General features: G+C 70.0%; 16 protein-coding genes. 5 read left to right on the top strand and 11 right to left on the bottom strand.

From position 1 onward, the window contains the following. Positions 1 to 129: 129 nt before the first annotated feature. Complete coding sequence (locus NKJ47_RS04500) at positions 130 to 567, bottom strand: GNAT family N-acetyltransferase (RefSeq protein ID WP_254460336.1); 438 nt, start codon at positions 565 to 567, stop codon at positions 130 to 132. 39 nt (positions 568 to 606) lie between these two features. Next, on the bottom strand, positions 607 to 879 hold the full coding sequence (locus tag NKJ47_RS04495) for a DUF1778 domain-containing protein (protein WP_254460335.1): 273 nt from the start codon (positions 877 to 879) through the stop codon (positions 607 to 609). A 363-nt stretch (positions 880 to 1,242) separates the two neighbouring features. On the opposite strand from NKJ47_RS04495, the gene NKJ47_RS04490 reads away from it, so the two are divergent. Next, positions 1,243 to 2,226, top strand: a complete 984-nt coding sequence (locus tag NKJ47_RS04490; RefSeq protein ID WP_254460334.1) for an NAD(P)-dependent oxidoreductase — start codon at positions 1,243 to 1,245, stop codon at positions 2,224 to 2,226. A 3-nt stretch (positions 2,227 to 2,229) separates the two neighbouring features. On the opposite strand, the gene NKJ47_RS04485 is transcribed toward NKJ47_RS04490, so the two are convergent. From NKJ47_RS04485 to poxB, 6 genes are all read right to left on the bottom strand, one after another. After that, on the bottom strand, positions 2,230 to 3,489 hold the full coding sequence (locus tag NKJ47_RS04485; protein WP_254460333.1) for an MFS transporter: 1,260 nt from the start codon (positions 3,487 to 3,489) through the stop codon (positions 2,230 to 2,232). Between the two features lie 149 nt (positions 3,490 to 3,638). Further along, positions 3,639 to 4,328: a hypothetical protein gene (locus NKJ47_RS04480; RefSeq protein WP_254460332.1), complete on the bottom strand. Its 690-nt coding sequence runs from the start codon at positions 4,326 to 4,328 to the stop codon at positions 3,639 to 3,641. A 99-nt stretch (positions 4,329 to 4,427) separates the two neighbouring features. Then, positions 4,428 to 5,225 carry a hypothetical protein gene (locus NKJ47_RS04475; protein ID WP_254460331.1) on the bottom strand — a complete coding sequence of 266 codons (798 nt, stop codon included), beginning with the start codon at positions 5,223 to 5,225 and terminating at the stop codon, positions 4,428 to 4,430. A gap of 285 nt (positions 5,226 to 5,510) precedes the next feature. Beyond that, the gene (locus tag NKJ47_RS04470) at positions 5,511 to 6,851 is read right to left on the bottom strand and encodes a sigma-54-dependent transcriptional regulator (protein WP_254460330.1); all 1,341 of its coding nucleotides are present in this window, start codon (positions 6,849 to 6,851) and stop codon (positions 5,511 to 5,513) included. Next, a complete protein-coding gene (locus NKJ47_RS04465) occupies positions 6,836 to 8,272 on the bottom strand; it encodes a sensor histidine kinase (protein ID WP_254460329.1) in 1,437 nt (478 codons plus the stop codon). Before NKJ47_RS04465 ends, NKJ47_RS04470 begins: the two co-directional genes overlap by 16 nt. A gap of 194 nt (positions 8,273 to 8,466) precedes the next feature. After that, complete coding sequence (gene poxB, locus NKJ47_RS04460) at positions 8,467 to 10,176, bottom strand: ubiquinone-dependent pyruvate dehydrogenase (RefSeq protein WP_254461336.1); 1,710 nt, start codon at positions 10,174 to 10,176, stop codon at positions 8,467 to 8,469. A gap of 241 nt (positions 10,177 to 10,417) precedes the next feature. Here poxB and NKJ47_RS04455 point away from each other — a divergent pair, with 241 nt between their 5' ends. Beyond that, positions 10,418 to 10,645, top strand: a complete 228-nt coding sequence (locus NKJ47_RS04455) for a hypothetical protein (RefSeq protein WP_254460328.1) — start codon at positions 10,418 to 10,420, stop codon at positions 10,643 to 10,645. Between the two features lie 76 nt (positions 10,646 to 10,721). Here the strand turns inward: NKJ47_RS04455 and NKJ47_RS04450 are convergent, their stop codons facing one another. From NKJ47_RS04450 to NKJ47_RS04440, 3 genes are all read right to left on the bottom strand, one after another. Next, positions 10,722 to 11,153, bottom strand: coding sequence for a low affinity iron permease family protein (locus tag NKJ47_RS04450; protein WP_254460327.1), 432 nt, complete (start codon positions 11,151 to 11,153; stop codon positions 10,722 to 10,724). A gap of 165 nt (positions 11,154 to 11,318) precedes the next feature. Beyond that, complete coding sequence (locus NKJ47_RS04445; RefSeq protein ID WP_254460326.1) at positions 11,319 to 12,443, bottom strand: fatty acid desaturase family protein; 1,125 nt, start codon at positions 12,441 to 12,443, stop codon at positions 11,319 to 11,321. Between the two features lie 11 nt (positions 12,444 to 12,454). Further along, positions 12,455 to 13,531, bottom strand: a complete 1,077-nt coding sequence (locus NKJ47_RS04440; RefSeq protein WP_254460325.1) for a ferredoxin reductase — start codon at positions 13,529 to 13,531, stop codon at positions 12,455 to 12,457. A 93-nt stretch (positions 13,532 to 13,624) separates the two neighbouring features. On the opposite strand from NKJ47_RS04440, the gene fabR reads away from it, so the two are divergent. From fabR to NKJ47_RS04425, 3 genes are all read left to right on the top strand, one after another. Then, positions 13,625 to 14,269: an HTH-type transcriptional repressor FabR gene (gene fabR, locus NKJ47_RS04435; RefSeq protein WP_254460324.1), complete on the top strand. Its 645-nt coding sequence runs from the start codon at positions 13,625 to 13,627 to the stop codon at positions 14,267 to 14,269. Positions 14,270 to 14,417: 148 nt separating this feature from the next. Beyond that, positions 14,418 to 15,284 carry an SDR family oxidoreductase gene (locus NKJ47_RS04430; RefSeq protein ID WP_254460323.1) on the top strand — a complete coding sequence of 289 codons (867 nt, stop codon included), beginning with the start codon at positions 14,418 to 14,420 and terminating at the stop codon, positions 15,282 to 15,284. Positions 15,285 to 15,767: 483 nt separating this feature from the next. Next, positions 15,768 to 16,280 (top strand): ferritin-like domain-containing protein, encoded by a 513-nt coding sequence (locus NKJ47_RS04425; RefSeq protein WP_254460322.1) that lies wholly within the window; start codon positions 15,768 to 15,770, stop codon positions 16,278 to 16,280. Positions 16,281 to 16,300: the final 20 nt, after the last annotated feature.

Below are 16,300 nucleotides of genomic sequence, written 5' to 3'. Positions count from 1 at the left end.
CGTTTCAGCAGTGGGCTAGCTGTCTTTGCCGTGGCGCGGCGCGGTCAAGTGATGCCGCGACAGTCGACTAGATCATGTAGAAGCAATGCGAAGCACAGTGCCCCGGGAAAAAAGCGCGGGCATCGTGCATCACGCCAACGGCAGCATGACCGTCATGGCATGGATCGGCGAGGCGAAGAAGCCGTGCTTCATATAGAACGCCTTCGCTGCATCGTCGATGGCGTGGCACAGCAACGCGCGGGCACCGATGTGTTCGCCCACCTGCAGCGCGCGTTGCACGGCATCTTTCAGCAAACCGGTGCCGATGCCCTGACCGACCCAATCGGCATGTACGGCCAAGCGCCCAAGGACAATGACTGGAATCGCTTTAGGCATGTTGCGACGAATACGGCCTGGCGCTTCTTCGTGGCTGACTGCACCGGCGGCCAACGCGTAGTAACCCACAACGCGCTCTTCCCGATCGCAGACGACGAAGCACCGTGAGGCGTTGGAGGCCTGGTTCTGCAACGCACGCTCCCGCAACCATTTGCTCAGTTCTGGTGCGCTGCAAGCGAACTCGTCAAGCAAATGCCGTTTCTCAAGCGGACAAGGCGCAGCAAGCAACGCTCAGCGCTCCCAGGGCGCGGGCGTCGCCAACAAGCGGCGGAGCGGCGCATTCTGCTCCAGTGGGGCATCGAGCATCGCATTGAAACGCCGCAGACCCTGTGGGCTCAGCGTAAACCGGGTCTGGTCCAACAGGACCTGACGCGCCTTCTCGCAGGCGGCTTCAAGAATGAACTCGGTCCGGTTCATGCCACTCAGTTGCGCAGCCTGATCGATCAATGCTTGCTTGGCCGCTGGCGCTCGGAAATTGATGATCTTGCTGGCGGCGCTACTCATGGCGTGTTCTCCTGCCCTGGCGTGCCCCCAAGGCGGGACGGCATGGCTCTGATGCAATGGATGTATATACACTGTACATACACCTAAAAGGCAACTCAAGCAGCCTGCCTGGGCGCATTCATCTGCCGCACGAGACTCTAATTTGCGCGCATCCCATCCATCCGGCACCTCCACGGCCGAGACAAGACTGGCGAGGGCGCACGCGGCATCCAGTTCACCTGGCAGCAGTAGCTCCTGGCGCCATCGCCAATCGGCTTTCCGTATCGTTGCTCACCGCGGCCCACACCGCGAACCAGGGGTTGGCGCCACCGGATGGTGGCATGCACCATGACGGCCACGAGCCACCCCAGCCAAGGAACCCACATGCCGCTGTATCCCCTGTTCGCCGACCTGGCCGGACGCCGCGTGCTGGTGGTGGGCGGCGGCGAGGTGGCGATGCGCAAGATCGAGGCGCTGCTGCACGCCGGCGCCGACGTGCTGGTCTACGCGCACGCGCTCAACGCCACGGTGGCGCAGTGGCTGGCGCAGGGCCGGTTGCAGCGCGCCGACGGCGCCTTCGATCCGCAGTGGCTGGACGCCGCCTGGCTGGTGGTGGCGGCCACCGACGACGACGCGTTCAACCGGCAGTTGGCCGAACAGGCCGGGGCGCGGCGCAAGTGGGTCAACGTTGTGGACGACGCCGCGCTGTCGACGTTCCAGGTGCCGGCGATCATCGACCGCGATCCGCTGTTGATCGCGATCTCCTCCAGCGGCGCGGCGCCGATGCTGGCGCGGCGCCTGCGCGAGCGCTGGGAAACCGAACTGGACCATTCCTACGCCGAACTGGCGCAATTGTTCGCGCGCCACCGCGCGGCGATCCGCGTGCGCCTGCCGGACCTGCCGCAGCGCCGGCGCTGGTTCGAGCAGGTGCTGGAAGGGCCGGTGCAGACGCTGCTGCAGAGCGGCCAGCGCGACGCCGCCGAACAGGCCTTCGCCGACAGCCTGCAACACAGCGACGCGGTACCGCGGCAGGGCAGCGTGTGGCTGGTCGGCACCGGCACCGGCGACCCCGGCGCGTTGACGCTGAAGGCGCTGCGCGCGCTCAACCAGGCCGACCTGCTGCTGTGCGGTGCCCAGGTGAGCGCGGCGGTGCTGAGCCTGGCGCGCCGCGATGCCAGCCGCCAGCCATTGCCGGACGATCCGGCCGCGCACCTGGCGCTACTGGTCGAACAGGCGCAGGCCGGGCAGCGCGTGGTCAGCCTGCTGCCGGGCGATGCGTTCCGGCAGCCGCCGCATGCGGCGCTGGCGGCGCAGTTGACCGACGCTGGCATCGCCTGCGAGGTGGTGCCCGGCGTCGCGCCGGGCTGAGAACTAGGCCGGCAGCGGCGGTACCGGTTCGTCGGCTGCGCGGTCGCGCTTCGCCGTCACCAGGTGCTTGCGCATGCCCACCCACAACGCCAGCGACAGCAGCGAGATGCCGCCCAGCAGCAGGAACGCGGCGCGGTAGCCGAACCCCTGTGCGATCCAGCCGCCCAGCGCCGGGCTCAGCGCCGCGCCGACGCCCTGCATCGTCATCACCGCGCCCTGCCCCACGTTGACCCGGCCGGTGCCCTGCAGCAGGTGCGCCACCAGCGCCGGCACCGCCACGCTCTGCAGGCCGGCGCCGACGCCGTCGAGGATCTGCACCGGGAACACGCCCCAGGTGTGGATGACGCTGGCGGCGATCAGCCCGCGCAGCGGCAGCGCCAGGAAGGTCAGCAGCAACACCCACCAGTGCCCGCGCACGCGGATCAGCCGCATCGCCAGCAGCGAGGCCAGCACCATGGTGGCCTGGGCGACGATGATGGTGGTGGCGGTCAGCGCGTTCGGATCGCCCTGGTGCGCGGCCACCACCGCCATGCCGTACAGCGGCAGCATCGCCGCATTGCCGAGGTGGAACAGCGCCAGCGCCGCGGCCAGCACCAGCAACGGCTTGCAGGTCAGCAGCACCGACCAGCCGCTGACGTGCGCAGCGTTGGCGTCGTCCGCGTCGGCCATGCCGCGCGCGGCGCGATGATCGATCGCATCGCGCGGGATCATCAACACCGAGACGATCGCCAGCACGCCGAAGCAGCCGGTCAGCACGAACACCGCGCCGAAACCGAACTTCCAGCCGAGCACGCCGGCCAGCGCCGCGGCCACCACGTTGCCGGCATGGCTGCCGACCTGGTTGCGCGCGATCTGGTGATCGAAGCCGGCCTGCCGCACCAGGCCCAGGGTGATGCCCGACAGCGCCGGCCCCAGCGCCGCGGCGGCGAGCGCGGTCATCACCTGCGCGGCGATGACGCCCGGCAGCGTCGGCGACCACCACAGCAGCGCCGAGGCCAGCAGGATCATGCTGCAGCCGACCACCACGATGCTGCGCTTGCGCTTGGTCGCATCGACCAGCGCGCCGCCCGGGGTGGTGGCGAGCATGCCGACGATGCCGCCGGCGGTCATCACCGAACCGATCGCGCCCAGCGACCAGCCCTTGGATTGCAGGAACACGCTCAGGAACGGGCCGAGCCCGTCCTGCACGTCGGCCATGGTGAAGTTGAGCGCTTCCAGCGCGCGCGTGCCGCGCGGGCGCTGGCGCTTCTCGGCGCCGCTCATGCGCGCACCGCCGGCGACCAGAGCGGCGACAAGGACAGGAGGGCGTGGTGCAGCGCAGGCGGGACGGGCGGCATGACGGAGTCCTGGATGAGCGATGGCAACACACGCGCGGCGGTGGCCAGGGGCACACCGCCGCGACGGCTCGGTACTTAGTGGGGCTTCGGCTTGGGCTTGGGCTTGGGTTTCGGCTTGGGCCCGTCCTTCGGCGCAGCATCATGCGCATGCCCGTGCAACGGCTTGTGATGAGGCTTGGGCGGCTTCGGTTTCGGCGCCAACGGCTGCACCGTCGCCTCGCTCGCACCCAGCGCCTGCGCATGCAGCACCCGGCCATGCGCGGACTCCAGCAGCTCGCCCTGCGCCGCCAACGGCTTGCCTGCGGCCAACCAACGCGCCTGTTCCGGCACCGCGTGCGGCGGGAAGCGCACGATCAGCCCATCCTCCAGCAGCACGCCATGCACCTGCCCGTGCGGGCCGTGCAGCAGGCGCGCGATGGTGCCGGCGTGGCGCACCGCGTCCTGCGCGGGCTTGGGCGTGGCCGGCGGCTTGGGCTTCGGCGCGTGGGGCGCGGCATGCGGACCTTCGTCGACGATGCGCTCGGCCCCGTCCGGATCGACCGCCAGCGCCACCAGCACGTCAGCACGGCGCGGCTTGAGCCCGCGCACGCCGAGGCCGGCGCCCGGACGCAGCGCCTTCAGCAGTTGCGCCGACAGGTGCGGCGGGGTGTGCACTTCGGTGCCATCGTCGAACAGCAGGCCGTCGACGTCGGCCTTGGGGTTGAGCAGGAAGCGCGCAAGTGTGCCGCGGGTTTCCGGCAGGGAATCGGGATCGACCCAATGCATTGCATTCTCCAGACGAACAAGGGGGATGCCGGCGGGGGCCGGCAGCGCCCGCCGCGAACGGCGGGCGCTTGGGTCAGGCGCGATGCGGCAGCGCCTGGATCAACGCGGAGCCGGCGGCGGCGGTGAAGCCGGCGCACCCGGCGCGCCCGGCTGAGCCGGCGGCGGCGGAGCGGCGGGCGGCGCAGGCGGGGCCGGCGGCGCGAACACGGCCTGCAACGAATTGCGATCGCGGCCGATCTGGGTGGCTTCCACCGAGCGGCCAACCTGGGTCAGCACGCCGAAGCCGTTGACGCTCAGACGCGCGCCGGGCCGCAGCAGTTCGCTGTACTGCAGGGCGGCGGGCGGCGGCATGCGCACCACGGTGCCGTCGCTGAGCAGCACGCCGGCGGTGTCGCCGCGCGGGCCATAGACCAACCGCTCGATGCGGCCATCGGCCTGCAGCGGGGTCAGGGCCGGCGGTGCCGGGGGCGCCGGCGGCGGCGTCATCGGGTTCGGCGGGCGGTCGACCACCTGCTTGCCGCTGCGGCGCGCGGTGATGGTGCTGGCCTGCAGCAGCGGCAGGCTGCCCAGGCGATAGCCCTGCACCGACACCGCATCGCCACGGCGCACCGCGGCCTGCAGGTCGGCCGACAGGTGCGGCGGGAAGCTCACCTGGGTGCCGTCCATCAGCCACAGACCATCGACGTCGCCGTTGGGGTTGAGCATGAAGCGCTCGACGGTGCCGTCCACGCGCACCGGCGTGGCCGCAACAAGGGGCGCGGGCGGCGGCGGCGGTGCCGGAACGCTGCCGGGCGCCGGCGGGGCGGGAGGTGCGGGCGGCGCCGGCACCTGCGCGGTGGCAGCGGCAGCGGCGGTGGCCAGCACCAGGGACAGAGCGAGTGCGCTACGACGGATCATGGACGTTCTCCTGAGCGGCAAGGGGGCGCCGCTCGCAGGAGAGAGAATGCAGAGGCCGTGCCAAATTTTAAGTCATTGATTTTTAAATCTATCTTGCGCCGACCTGGCTTCGGTGATGTCTCCTTTCCATCCACACCTGTCCGCTTTGCGGACAGGTGTGGATGGAAAGGGATTGGGGATTTGGGATTGGGGATTCGTAAAAGCGCCTGCCATCAGGCCGCGACACCCGCTTTGACGAATCCCCAATCCCCAATCCCCACCCCCGGCGGCGCGCCAACGCGCCGCCTACAGCCCGTACTCGTCGAGCTTGCGGTACAGCAGCTGGCGATGGATGCCGAGCCGGCGTGCGGCCTCGGCGCGGTTGCCGTGGGCCTGCGACAGCGCCGCCTGGATCATCTGCCGTTCCAGTTGCGCGATCGCCTGCGGCAGGGTCAACGCGTCGGTGTCCAGCGCCGTGGGCGTCTCGGCCGGCGGCGACGCCAGCAATTCGTCCAGGTCCTGCGCCTCGATCACCGGCGCACGCACCAGCACCTGGCAGCGTTGCATGGCATTGCGCAGCTCGCGCACGTTGCCCGGCCAGGCATAGGCGCGCAGGCGCGCCTGCGCGCCCGCCGACAGCGTCTGCGGCGCGCTGGCGCCGGCCTCGAGGAAATGCTGGGCGAGCAACAGGATGTCGTCGCCGCGCTCGCGCAGCGGCGGCAGTTCGATCGGCACCACGTTGAGCCGGTAGCGCAAGTCGCTGCGGAAGCGCCCGGCGTCCACCGCCTGCAGCAGGTCGCGGTGCGTGGCGGCGATCACCCGCACGTCCACCTTCTGCGCCCCGCGCCCGCCCAGCGGCGAGACCTCGCCTTCCTGCAGGAAGCGCAGCAGCTTGGCCTGCATCGGCAAGGGCATGTCGCCGATCTCGTCGAGGAACAGGGTGCCGCCGTCGGCGTCGCGGATCAGGCCGTTGCGATCGGCCACAGCGCCGGAGAACGCGCCCTTGCGGTAGCCGAACAGTTCGCTCTCCATCAGCTCGGCGGGGATCGCGGCGCAATTGATCGCCACGAACGGCTGCGTGGCGCGGGCGCTGGCGCGGTGCAGCGCACGCGCCGCCAGTTCCTTGCCGGTGCCGGTCTCGCCGGTGATCAGCACCGGCAGGTCGGAAGCGGCGGCCAGGCCGATGCGCTTGTGCACGGTGCGCATCGCCGCGCTGTGGCCGAGCAGCGCGTCGTCCTCCTCGGCCGGCATCGCCGGTGCGGCCTCCGGCGCGGCGTCGCCGCGGCTGCGCAGTGCGCGCTCGACCACCTCGGCGATGTCGGCGCGGCCCACCGGCTTGACCAGGTGATCGAAGGCGCCGAGCTTCATCGCCTCGATGGTGTTGCCGCTGGAGGCATGCGCGGTGAGCATCACCAACGGCACGCGCATCGCCTGCGCGTCGTCCTGGCGCGCGCGCATCAGCGCGATGCCGTCCATGCCGGGCATGCGGAAGTCGACGAAGGCCAGGTCGATGCCGCCCTCGCGCAGGCGCGCCAGGCCCTGGCGCGGGTCGGCCATGGCGATCGCCTCGTGGCCGAACGAGCGCAGCGTGGCCTGCAAGGTACTCAGGAACGCCAGGTCGTCGTCGATGATCAGGATGCGCGCCATGGCAGCTCCAGGCTGAACTCGGTGATGCCGTCGCGATGCGTGTAGTGCGCCTCGCCGCCATGGGCGCGGGCGATCTCGCGCACCAGCGCCAGGCCCAGGCCGTTACCGTCGCTGCGGCCGCTGGCGAACGGCTCGAACAGATGCGCGGCCACCGGGGCCGGCACCGGCGCGCCCTGGTTGCGCACGCGCAGGCGCAGCAGGTCGTCCTCGGCCTGCGCCGCCAGGGTCACCTCGGTGCCGGGCGTGGCGTGCTGCAGGGCGTTGCGCAGCAGGTTGTGCAGGGCGCGCGCGGCCTGCTGCGGATCCAGCATCCATTGCGCCGGCGCCGCCTGCAGGCGCAGCGCGATCGGCGGCGTCTGCCCGTCCCAGTCGGCCGGGTCCAGCAGTGCCTGCAGCCATGGCTGCAGGTCCACCGTCTGCCGGTGCAGGCGGATCGGCTGGACCATGCCGAGCAGGCTTTCCACCACCCCGTCCAGGCGCTGGATCTGCGCCAGCATCAGCTGCGCCTGGGCATCGTCGACACCGTCCGCGCGCGCGGCGATCTGGTTTTCCAGCGCCAGGCGCAGGGTCGCGATCGGGTTGCGGATCTCGTGCGCCACGGTCGCGGTCATGCGCCCGAGCGCGGCCAGGCGTTCGTGCCGCGACAGTTCCTCGCCGAGCCGGCGGGTTTCGGCCAGCGCCTGCGCGCTGCGCTGCGCGTAGTCGGTGACCGCGGCGCCGAGCCGGTCCAGTTCCGGCGCGCCGGTGCGCGGGATCTGCGGCACCTCGGCCGGCGTCGCCAGGGCCTGCTGGATGCCCTGCAGGCGCTGGCTCCAGCGCCGCACCACCCACCCCAGCGCCAGCGCCGAGACCACCACCAGCGCCAGGATCAGCGCCAGGCCCAGCGCCAGCGGCAGGCTGGCCGCGGCGTCGCTGGAAGCGACCCGGGTCATGGCCCAGGCCGCGGCGGTGCGGTCCAGCGGGCAGGCCGCGATCAGCAGGCTCTCGCGCTGGCCGTCACGGCGATAGTCCACCGGATGCTGCGCCTCCACCCCGCGCTGCGCGGTGGCGACGATGACGTTGCGCTCGGCCGAGGGCACGTCGGTCTTGTGCTCGCTGCCGTCGTAGGTCGGATAGGCGTAGGCGACGAAGCCGCGCTGGCGGTCCCAGAAGCCGCCTTCCACGCCGGCGGCGTCGGCCAGCACCAACTGCGACACCACCGCGGCCAGGCCGGTGCCGTCGCTGCCGTGGGCCGCGGCGCTGGCGCCGTTGTAGCGCTGCACCATGCGCGTGCACACCTCGCGCAGCCCGGTCTGCGCGCGCTCGCTGCGCACGCCCTCGCTGTGCCGGTACAGCCCGACCAGCACCACCGCCATGCCCACGCAGGCGGCGACGATCACGATCCAGATCAGCAGCAGTTGCCGCAACAGCGAACGGGGCATGGCCTACCTTGGGCGCGACGGAAGAGGCGGAGCGAACCGCGGCGATCGTAACCGGGACGCCGAGGTGTCGCGACTCGGCGTGACTGGCGAAACGGCGCGCGCAGATGCCAGGGAATTCGGACGGCGCGCGGCAACCGCAGTGTACGAGCCGCCCATGCGGATGCCCGGCGGCGCCGCGGTGTCGCTGGCCGCGCTCAGCGCAGGTTGGTCTTGACCAGTTCCAGCACCTCGTCGCCGCGCCCGCTCATCACCGCGCGCAGCAGGTACAGGCCCAGGCCCTTGGCCTGCTCCAGCTTGACCGCCGGCGGGATCGCCAGCTCCTGGCTGGCCACGCGCACGTCCACCAGCGCCGGGCCGGGATGCGCGAACGCTTCGCGCAACGCCAGCTCCAGTTGCGCCGATTCGTCCACGCGCAGGCCCAGGATGCCCATGGCATTGCTCATCGCCGCGAAGTCCGGATTGTTCAGATCGGTGCCGGTGTCCAGGTAACCGGCCGACTTCATCTCCATCGCCACGAAGCCCAGCGAGCCGTTGTTGTAGACCACCACCTTCACCGGCAGGCCCAGTTGCGCCAGGGTGATGAAATCGCCCATCAGCATGGTGAAGCCGCCATCGCCGGACAGCGAGATCACCTGCCGGCGCGGGAACTGCGCCTGCGCGCCCAGCGCCTGCGGCATCGCATTGGCCATCGAGCCGTGGTTGAACGACCCGAGCAGGCGGCGCTGGCCGTTCATGGTCAGGTAGCGCGCCGCCCACACCGTCGGCGTGCCGACGTCGCAGGTGAAGATCGCATCGGCGTCGGCCAGCGCATCGACCATGCGGGTGACGAACTGCGGATGCAGCGGCTCGCCGGGCGCCGAGGCCACCGCCAGGTCGTCCAGGCCCTCGCGCGCCTTGCGGTAGTGGGCCAGCGACTTCTCCAGGAAGCCGCGGTCCTCGCGCCGCTGCAACCGCGGCAGCAGCGCGGCGATGGTTTCGCGCACGTCGGCGGCGATGCCCAGCTGCAGCGGGGTGCGCCGCCCCAGCGCGGCCGGGTCGTTGTCCACCTGCACGATGGTGGCGTCCTTGGGATAGAACTGCCGGTACGGGAAGTCGGTGCCGAGCATCAGCAAGGTGTCGCAGTTGAGCATGGCCTGGTAGCCGGAACTGAAGCCGATCAGGCCGGTCATGCCGACATCGAAGGGGTTGTCCCACTCCACGTGTTCCTTGCCGCGCAGCGCGTGCACGATCGGCGCGCCGAGCGCATCGGCCAGCGCCACCACCTCGTCGTGCGCGCCGGCGCAGCCGCTGCCGCACAGCAAGGTGGTGGCCTTGCTCGCCTGCAGCAGGTCGGCCAGCGTGGCCACGTCGGCGTCGGCCGGCAGGATGCGCGGCGCAGCCAGCGCCGGCCAGGCCGTCGGCGTGCCCTTGGGCATCTCCTGCAGCGCGACGTCGCCGGGGATCACCACCACGGCGACGCCGCGGCGCAGGATCGCCGTGCGCATCGCCCGTTGCAGCACCTCCGGCATCTGCGCCGGATTGGTCACCAGTTCGACGTAGTGGCTGCACTCGCGGAACAGTTCCTGCGGATGCGTCTCCTGGAAATAGCTCAGGCCGATCTCCGAGGACGGGATATGCGCGGCGATGGCCAGCACCGGCTGGTGGCTGCGGTGGCAATCGAACAGCCCGTTGATCAGGTGCAGGTTGCCCGGCCCGCAGCTGCCGGCGCACACCGCCAGCTTGCCGCTGACCGCGGCTTCGGCGCCGGCGGCGAAGGCCGCCACTTCCTCGTGGCGCACGTGCATCCATTCGATGCTGTCCATCTGCCGCAGCGCGTCGGTCAGGCCGTTGAGGCTGTCGCCGGTGACGCCCCAGATCCGCTCCACGCCCGCGCTGTGCAGGGTTTCGGCGAGCAGGCGGGCCATGGTCTGCTTGGACATACGCGCTTATCTCCGGGTGGGGAGCGGCATGGTCGCACCGCGCGCGTTACCGACGCGTGGCGCCGCTGGCGCATGCAGGCACGTACCTCGCCTTCGTTCAGCGCCTGGTGCGGTTGGCGTTGCAACGCATCCCGCCGGCGGCACCACGCCGCACGCACGCGACGTGCACGCCTGCGCCACCCGCGCTGGCCGACGCTGGCGGCTCCTTCCGCACTGGAATCTCGCAATGTCTGGTCTACTCTGGAAACTGGCGCTGGCCGGCACGGCCTTCGCCGCCATCCGCGCCTATCGCCGTCGGAGCCAATCCCCGCTCTCCGACACCGTCTCGTCGATGCCGCCTGCCGAACCCGACAACGGCCGCGCCACGCCGCCGCATGGCGACACCCTGCAGGCCACCGGGCGCGCGTCGACGACCGCCACCACGGACGATCCGGACGGCGCCGTCCCGGCCTGATCCCGGCAATGCGCAGCGGCGTGCCGCGCTCTTCGCCGGCGCGCCGCTCCCCGCATCGGCATCCGCGCGCTAGCGGTCAACCTTTGGGGCGATCGTGCGACTCGCGGCGATCGCCATCTCGGGCGTTGCGCGCGCGCAACGCATCGGCGGCCTTGCTCGCCAACTCTTCGTACTGCCGGCGGATCTCTTCCAGCCGCTTCTCGTCCAGCTCTTCCAGATCCAGCAGCTCGTTGTTGGCCTTGGCACTGACCCGGATCAGCTCGTCGAGCTTGATCTGCATCGCCGCGGTGTCGGCGTTCTGGGTGTGCTGGATCAGGAACACCATCAGGAAGGTGATGATGGTGGTACCGGTGTTGATGACCAGTTGCCAGGTGTCGTTGAAGCCGAACACCGGCCCGCTGAGGCCCCAGATCAGCACGATCGCCACGGCGATGCAGAACGTCCATGGCGTGCCGGCGGCATAGGACGCCTTCTTGGCGACGACATTGAACAGCTTGGCAGGTTTCATCGCAGGCCCTCGCGCAACGGGAGACGCCTGCACCGCCGCCAGCATCCGCAGGCGGCTAAGGATGATCGACAGCCTCCCGTGAGCGAGGCGTGCATATGGCGCCGACGCCGAGCCAACGAAAAAGGCGGGGTCGCCCCCGCCTTTGTGCGTTCCTGCGTGCAGTGCTCAGCCGGCCTGCTGCGTCGCCGCCTGCAGCGCGCGCACCGGGCGCGGCCGGCTCGGGAAGGCGTGGCGCAGGATCCGCCACACCACCTGGCCGAACTGCTTGGGCAGCGAGCCGGTGTTGTAGTGCTGGCCGTAGCGCGCGCAGATCTCGCGCACCTGCACCGCCAGCCCCGCGTAGCGGTTGGCCGGCACGTCCGGGAAGAAGTGGTGCTCGATCTGGTGGCTCAGGTTGCCCGACAGCACGTTCAGCAGCTTGCCGCCGGCCAGGTTGGACGAACCGCGCAGTTGCCGCAGGTACCAGTGCCCGCGCGACTCGTTCTTGATCGAGTCCTTGGGGAAGGTCTCGGCATCGGCGGTGAAGTGACCGCAGAAGATGATCACGAAGGTCCAGATGCTGCGCAGCACGTTGGCGGTCAGGTTGCCGAGCAGCACCGGCAGGAAGAACGGCCCGGCCAGTGCCGGAAACAGGATGTAGTCCTTGAAGATCTGCCGGCCCATCTTGCGCCCGACCGGCAGGAACGACCGCTTCAATTCGCCGCGCTTCATCTTGCCGGCCAGCCAGCGGCCCAGGCGCAGGTCCTGGATCGCCACGCCCCATTCGAACAGCAGCGCGAACACCACCGCGATGAACGGCTGCGCCAGGTAGAACGGGCGCCAGCGCTGCTCGGGGAAGATGCGCAGCAGGCCGTAGCCGATGTCGTCGTCCAAGCCGCGCACGTTGGTGTAGGTGTGGTGCTTGAAGTTGTGCGTCTTGCGCCAGTTGTCGCCGGTGGCGACGATGTCCCACTCGTAGGTGTTACCGTTCAGGTGCGCATCGCCCATCCAGTCGTACTGGCCGTGCATCACGTTGTGGCCCAGCTCCATGTTCTCCAGGATCTTGGACAGGGTCAGCAGCAGCACGCCGGCGATCCACGCCGGCACCAGCACGCTGTGCACGAAGGCGCCCAGGAACAGCAGCGCGCGGCCGGCCACGCCGGTGTAGCGCACCGCGGCGACGATGCGGCGGATGTAGCGCGCATCGCGCGCGCCGAGGTCGGCGAGCGTGCGCGTGCGCAGCGCATCCAGCTCGTCGCCGAAGGCCTGCAGTTCGGCCGGGGTGAGTGCGCGGTTGCGGGGGAGCGCCATGGGGAAATCCTTCAGAGGTCCAGGGTCAGGTCGCTGCTGGCGCTGTTGACGCACAGCTTCAGCGAACCGGGTTCGGCGGCGTGGGCGCCGCTGAGCAGATCGCGGGTGACGCCGGCCTGTTTGCCGCAGGCGCAGCTGTTGCAGATGCCCATGCGGCAGCCGTGCTTGGGCCGCAGGCCTTCGGCTTCCAATGCGGTGAGCAGCGACTGGCCGCGCGGCAGTTGCAGCACGCGGCCGCTGCGCGCCAGGGTCACCGCCACGGTGCCCTGCTCGACATCGGCCGGGGCCGGCGGCGCGCTGAACGCTTCGGCCTGGAAGCGCGCCACGCGATGCTGCAGGCGCGCACGCGCGGACTGCACGAAGCCACCCGGGCCGCAGGCCAGCACCTGCGCCTGCTCCAGATTGCCCAGGGATTCCAGCGGCAGCGTGTCCACGCGCGGCGCCGGCGTTTCGCCTTCGCCGGTGATGGCCAACTGCAGGCGGAAGCGCGGATGCGCCGCGGCCAACGCCTGCAGTTCCTCGCGGAAGCAGACCTGGTCGTGGCGCCGCGCCCAGTACAGCAGGTCGACGTCGGCCGGCATGCCGGCATCGGCCAGTTGCCGCAGCAAGGCGCGCATCGGGGTGATGCCGCTGCCGGCGGCCAGCAACAGCCAGCGGCCGTGCGGCGCGGTCGGCAGCACCATCTCGCCATAGGCCTGGCCGAGTTCGAACACTTCGCCGATACGCGCGGCGCCGGCCAGGTACTGGCTGACCCGGCCGCCGTCGACGGTCTTGACCGTGATCGCCAGGCGCCCGCCCGGCAACGGCGTGGGGCTGTAGCTGCGCAGCAGGCGGCGGCCGTCGATCTCCACGCCCAGTTCCACGTGCTGGCCGGCGCGCAGCCCGCGCCAGTGGCGGTTGGGCTGCAGCACCAGGGTCACCGCGTCGCGGCTGGCGGCCTCGCGCTGCACCAGGCGCGCGCGCGGGCGCTGCCAGGTCCACAGCGGATGCAGGCGGGTGGACCAGAAATCGAACACGTCCGGCTTGACCCAGGCGCGTAAGGCGCGGGTAGCGGGGCGAAGCTTGGCGGGACGGCGGGCAGCGTTCATGGGGTCCACTATACAGGCGCAGATACAAATGTCTATACAGTTGTGCATTCCGCGGAGGCGGTATCATCCGCCATTGCCCGGCCCGGTCTGCCCATGACGTCGCTCTCCCCTTCCCCGTCCGCGGACACGCCCGCTGCCCGCAAAGGCGCGATCTCGCGCGAAGACCTGCTAGCGGCGGCGCTGAAGCTGATCGGGCCGCACCGCAGCGTGTCCACGCTGAGCCTGCGCGAGGTCACCCGCGAGGCCGGCATCGCCCCCAACAGCTTCTATCGCCAGTTCCGCGACATGGACGAGCTGGCAGTGGCGCTGATCGATCTGGCCGGCAGCTCGCTGCGCACCATCATCGGCCAGGCCCGGCAGCGCGCCGCCGGCAACCGCCGCAGCATCATCCTCAGTTCCGTGGAGACTTTCATGGAACAGTTGCGCGCCGACGACAAGTTGCTGCACGTCCTGTTACGCGAGGGCACGGTCGGCTCGGACGCGTTCAAGCACGCGGTGGACCGCGAGCTGAACTATTTCGAGGACGAACTGCGGGTGGACCTGATCCGCCTGGCCGCGCTGGAAGGCGCGCCGCTGCACGAGCCGGCGCTGGTGTCCAAGGCGATCACCCGACTGGTGTTCGCGATGGGCGCCACCGCGATGGACCTGCCGCCGGAAAAGGACCCAGAACTGATCCGGCAGATCACCGCGATGCTGCGCATGATCATCGTCGGTTCGCGCACGCTCGCCGCGAGCTGAGTGCGCGGCGCGACAGCGCCTGCCGCCGCACAACGCCGCCCAGCGCGGGCCTGCGCCGGCGTCGTGACATGCCGCCGACATGGCCTTGGCCCCGGCTTTACCTGCACCTGCCCACCCTCGTTGGACACTCCCCCAACGAGGTACGCACATGGCCGTTCCGAACTATCCCTCGCCGCCGTTCAAGGCGCAGCAGCAGTCCTTCCCCGGCAAGACCGATGCCATGGATCCGAAACCGGATCACGGCGAAGACAGCTATGTCGGCCACGGCCTGTTGCAGGGCAAGCGCACCCTGATCACCGGCGGCGACAGCGGCATCGGCGCGGCGGTGGCGATCGCCTATGCGCGCGAAGGCGCCGACGTCGCCATCGCCTACCTGCCCGACGAGCAGGACGATGCCGAACGCATCGGCAAGCTGGTCGAGGACGCCGGTGCGCGCGCGCTGCTGCATCCTTGCGATATCAGCGACCGCGCGCAGGCCGAGACCTTGATCAAGACCGTGGCCGAGGCCTTCGGCGGCCTCGACGTGCTGGTCAACAATGCCGCCTACCAGCGCTATTTCCACAGTTTCGACGAGATCACCCTCGACGAGTGGGAAAAGACCTTCGCCACCAACGTGCACGCGCCGTTCCACCTGGTGCGGCTGGCGCTGCCGCACATGCCCGAAGGCGGTTCGATCATCAACACCGCCTCGGTGAATTCGAAGAAGCCCACGCCCAACATCCTGCCCTACTCGGCGACCAAGGGCGCGCTGGCCAACCTGACCATCGGCCTGGCTGGCCTGCTCGCCGAGAAGAAGGTCCGGGTCAACGCGGTGCTGCCGGGGCCGATCTGGACGCCCTTCATTCCCGCCGGCATGGACGAGGAGTCGGTGCGGACCTTCGGCGAGCAGACGCCGTTCGGCCGCCCCGGGCAACCGGCGGAACTGGCCTCGGCCTATGTGCTGCTGGCCGCGGACACCTCGAGCTACACCTCGGGCACCTTGCTGACGATTTCGGGCGGAGCAGTGACGCTTTGAAAACGGGGCTACGGGGATCCCCGTAGCCCTGAAGCGCGCGGTGTTTGCACACCACTAGCGCGTTGGCACCGTGTCGCCTTCGCGCAGTCGACGGCGACGCGGTGCAGTCCGGCGAATCCGACTGCAGCGCGTCGGGACTGAAGTCCCTCCCACAACAGGACCGACCTTTACCTCGGGCCACCACGCAAAGCGTCTCTACGGAAAGCATCTCTGTGCGAGGGACTTCAGTCCCGACTGCGCCCACTGGCGGCCACCCAATCCCGCTTAGAAGCGCGGTGACGTCGCCAGGACGTTCATCCGCAAGCGCAATGCATGTCCGCCTCTGATCCTGTGCACGTTCCCTCACGCCGCATCTCGCATGGCATTCACCCTGCGCTGCAACCGCTCTAACGGCGGCAGGTCTAGCGTGGTCGTACAGGGGAAAAACACAGGGACGCGCGACGCGGTGCACCGCGCGTCGCCACAACATCTGGAGCGATATCCATGACCCGAAGCAACACCGAACGCTTGTTGAAGTGGCTGCAGGACGCCTACGCGATGGAGCAGGAAGCCAACACCATGCTCACCGCAACGGCTGCCCGCCTGGAGCACTACCCACAACTGAAGGCGCGCATCGAGCAGCATGTCAACGAAACCCGTGATCAGTCCGAAAAGGTCAAGCGCTGCATCGAGATCCTGGACGGCTCGATCCCGACGATCAAGGGCACGGTGGCCAGCGTGATGGCGTCGGTGCACGCCGCCGGCAACGCGATGATGAGCGACGAAGTGATCAAGAGCCTGGGCGTGAGCTATGCCTTCGAGCACGTGGAGATCGCCAGCTATCGCGCGCTGGTCATCGCCGCCAAGGAAGCCGGGCAGACCGAGATCGCCGATATCTGCGCCGCCATCCTCGACCAGGAAATCGCCATGGCCGAATGGCTGATCGAACACCAGGAAGCTACGATCCTGTCCTTCCTCAAGCGCGAGCGCACCGAAGGCGAGACCGCCAAGCACTGAGCGCCGCCGTCCGCCGTCTC

The organism is Xanthomonas sacchari (assembly GCF_024266585.1).
In the GTDB taxonomy this organism is placed as follows: Bacteria; Pseudomonadota; Gammaproteobacteria; order Xanthomonadales; family Xanthomonadaceae; genus Xanthomonas_A; species Xanthomonas_A sacchari_C.
This window is presented reverse-complemented; position numbering and strand designations above follow the sequence as displayed.

Coding starts and splice junctions, on each gene's coding strand:
- NKJ47_RS04485 (WP_254460333.1), bottom strand. CDS start 3,489: ATGAGCGGCGCCGAGAAGCGCCAGCGCCCGCGCGGCACGCGCGCGCTG.
- NKJ47_RS04445 (WP_254460326.1), bottom strand. CDS start 12,443: ATGGCGCTCCCCCGCAACCGCGCACTCACCCCGGCCGAACTGCAGGCC.
- NKJ47_RS04430 (WP_254460323.1), top strand. CDS start 14,418: ATGGCCGTTCCGAACTATCCCTCGCCGCCGTTCAAGGCGCAGCAGCAG.
- NKJ47_RS04475 (WP_254460331.1), bottom strand. CDS start 5,225: ATGATCCGTCGTAGCGCACTCGCTCTGTCCCTGGTGCTGGCCACCGCC.
- fabR (WP_254460324.1), top strand. CDS start 13,625: ATGACGTCGCTCTCCCCTTCCCCGTCCGCGGACACGCCCGCTGCCCGC.
- poxB (WP_254461336.1), bottom strand. CDS start 10,176: ATGGCCCGCCTGCTCGCCGAAACCCTGCACAGCGCGGGCGTGGAGCGG.
- NKJ47_RS04425 (WP_254460322.1), top strand. CDS start 15,768: ATGACCCGAAGCAACACCGAACGCTTGTTGAAGTGGCTGCAGGACGCC.
- NKJ47_RS04470 (WP_254460330.1), bottom strand. CDS start 6,851: ATGGCGCGCATCCTGATCATCGACGACGACCTGGCGTTCCTGAGTACC.
- NKJ47_RS04455 (WP_254460328.1), top strand. CDS start 10,418: ATGTCTGGTCTACTCTGGAAACTGGCGCTGGCCGGCACGGCCTTCGCC.
- NKJ47_RS04465 (WP_254460329.1), bottom strand. CDS start 8,272: ATGCCCCGTTCGCTGTTGCGGCAACTGCTGCTGATCTGGATCGTGATC.
- NKJ47_RS04490 (WP_254460334.1), top strand. CDS start 1,243: ATGCCGCTGTATCCCCTGTTCGCCGACCTGGCCGGACGCCGCGTGCTG.
- NKJ47_RS04450 (WP_254460327.1), bottom strand. CDS start 11,153: ATGAAACCTGCCAAGCTGTTCAATGTCGTCGCCAAGAAGGCGTCCTAT.
- NKJ47_RS04440 (WP_254460325.1), bottom strand. CDS start 13,531: ATGAACGCTGCCCGCCGTCCCGCCAAGCTTCGCCCCGCTACCCGCGCC.
- NKJ47_RS04495 (WP_254460335.1), bottom strand. CDS start 879: ATGAGTAGCGCCGCCAGCAAGATCATCAATTTCCGAGCGCCAGCGGCC.
- NKJ47_RS04480 (WP_254460332.1), bottom strand. CDS start 4,328: ATGCATTGGGTCGATCCCGATTCCCTGCCGGAAACCCGCGGCACACTT.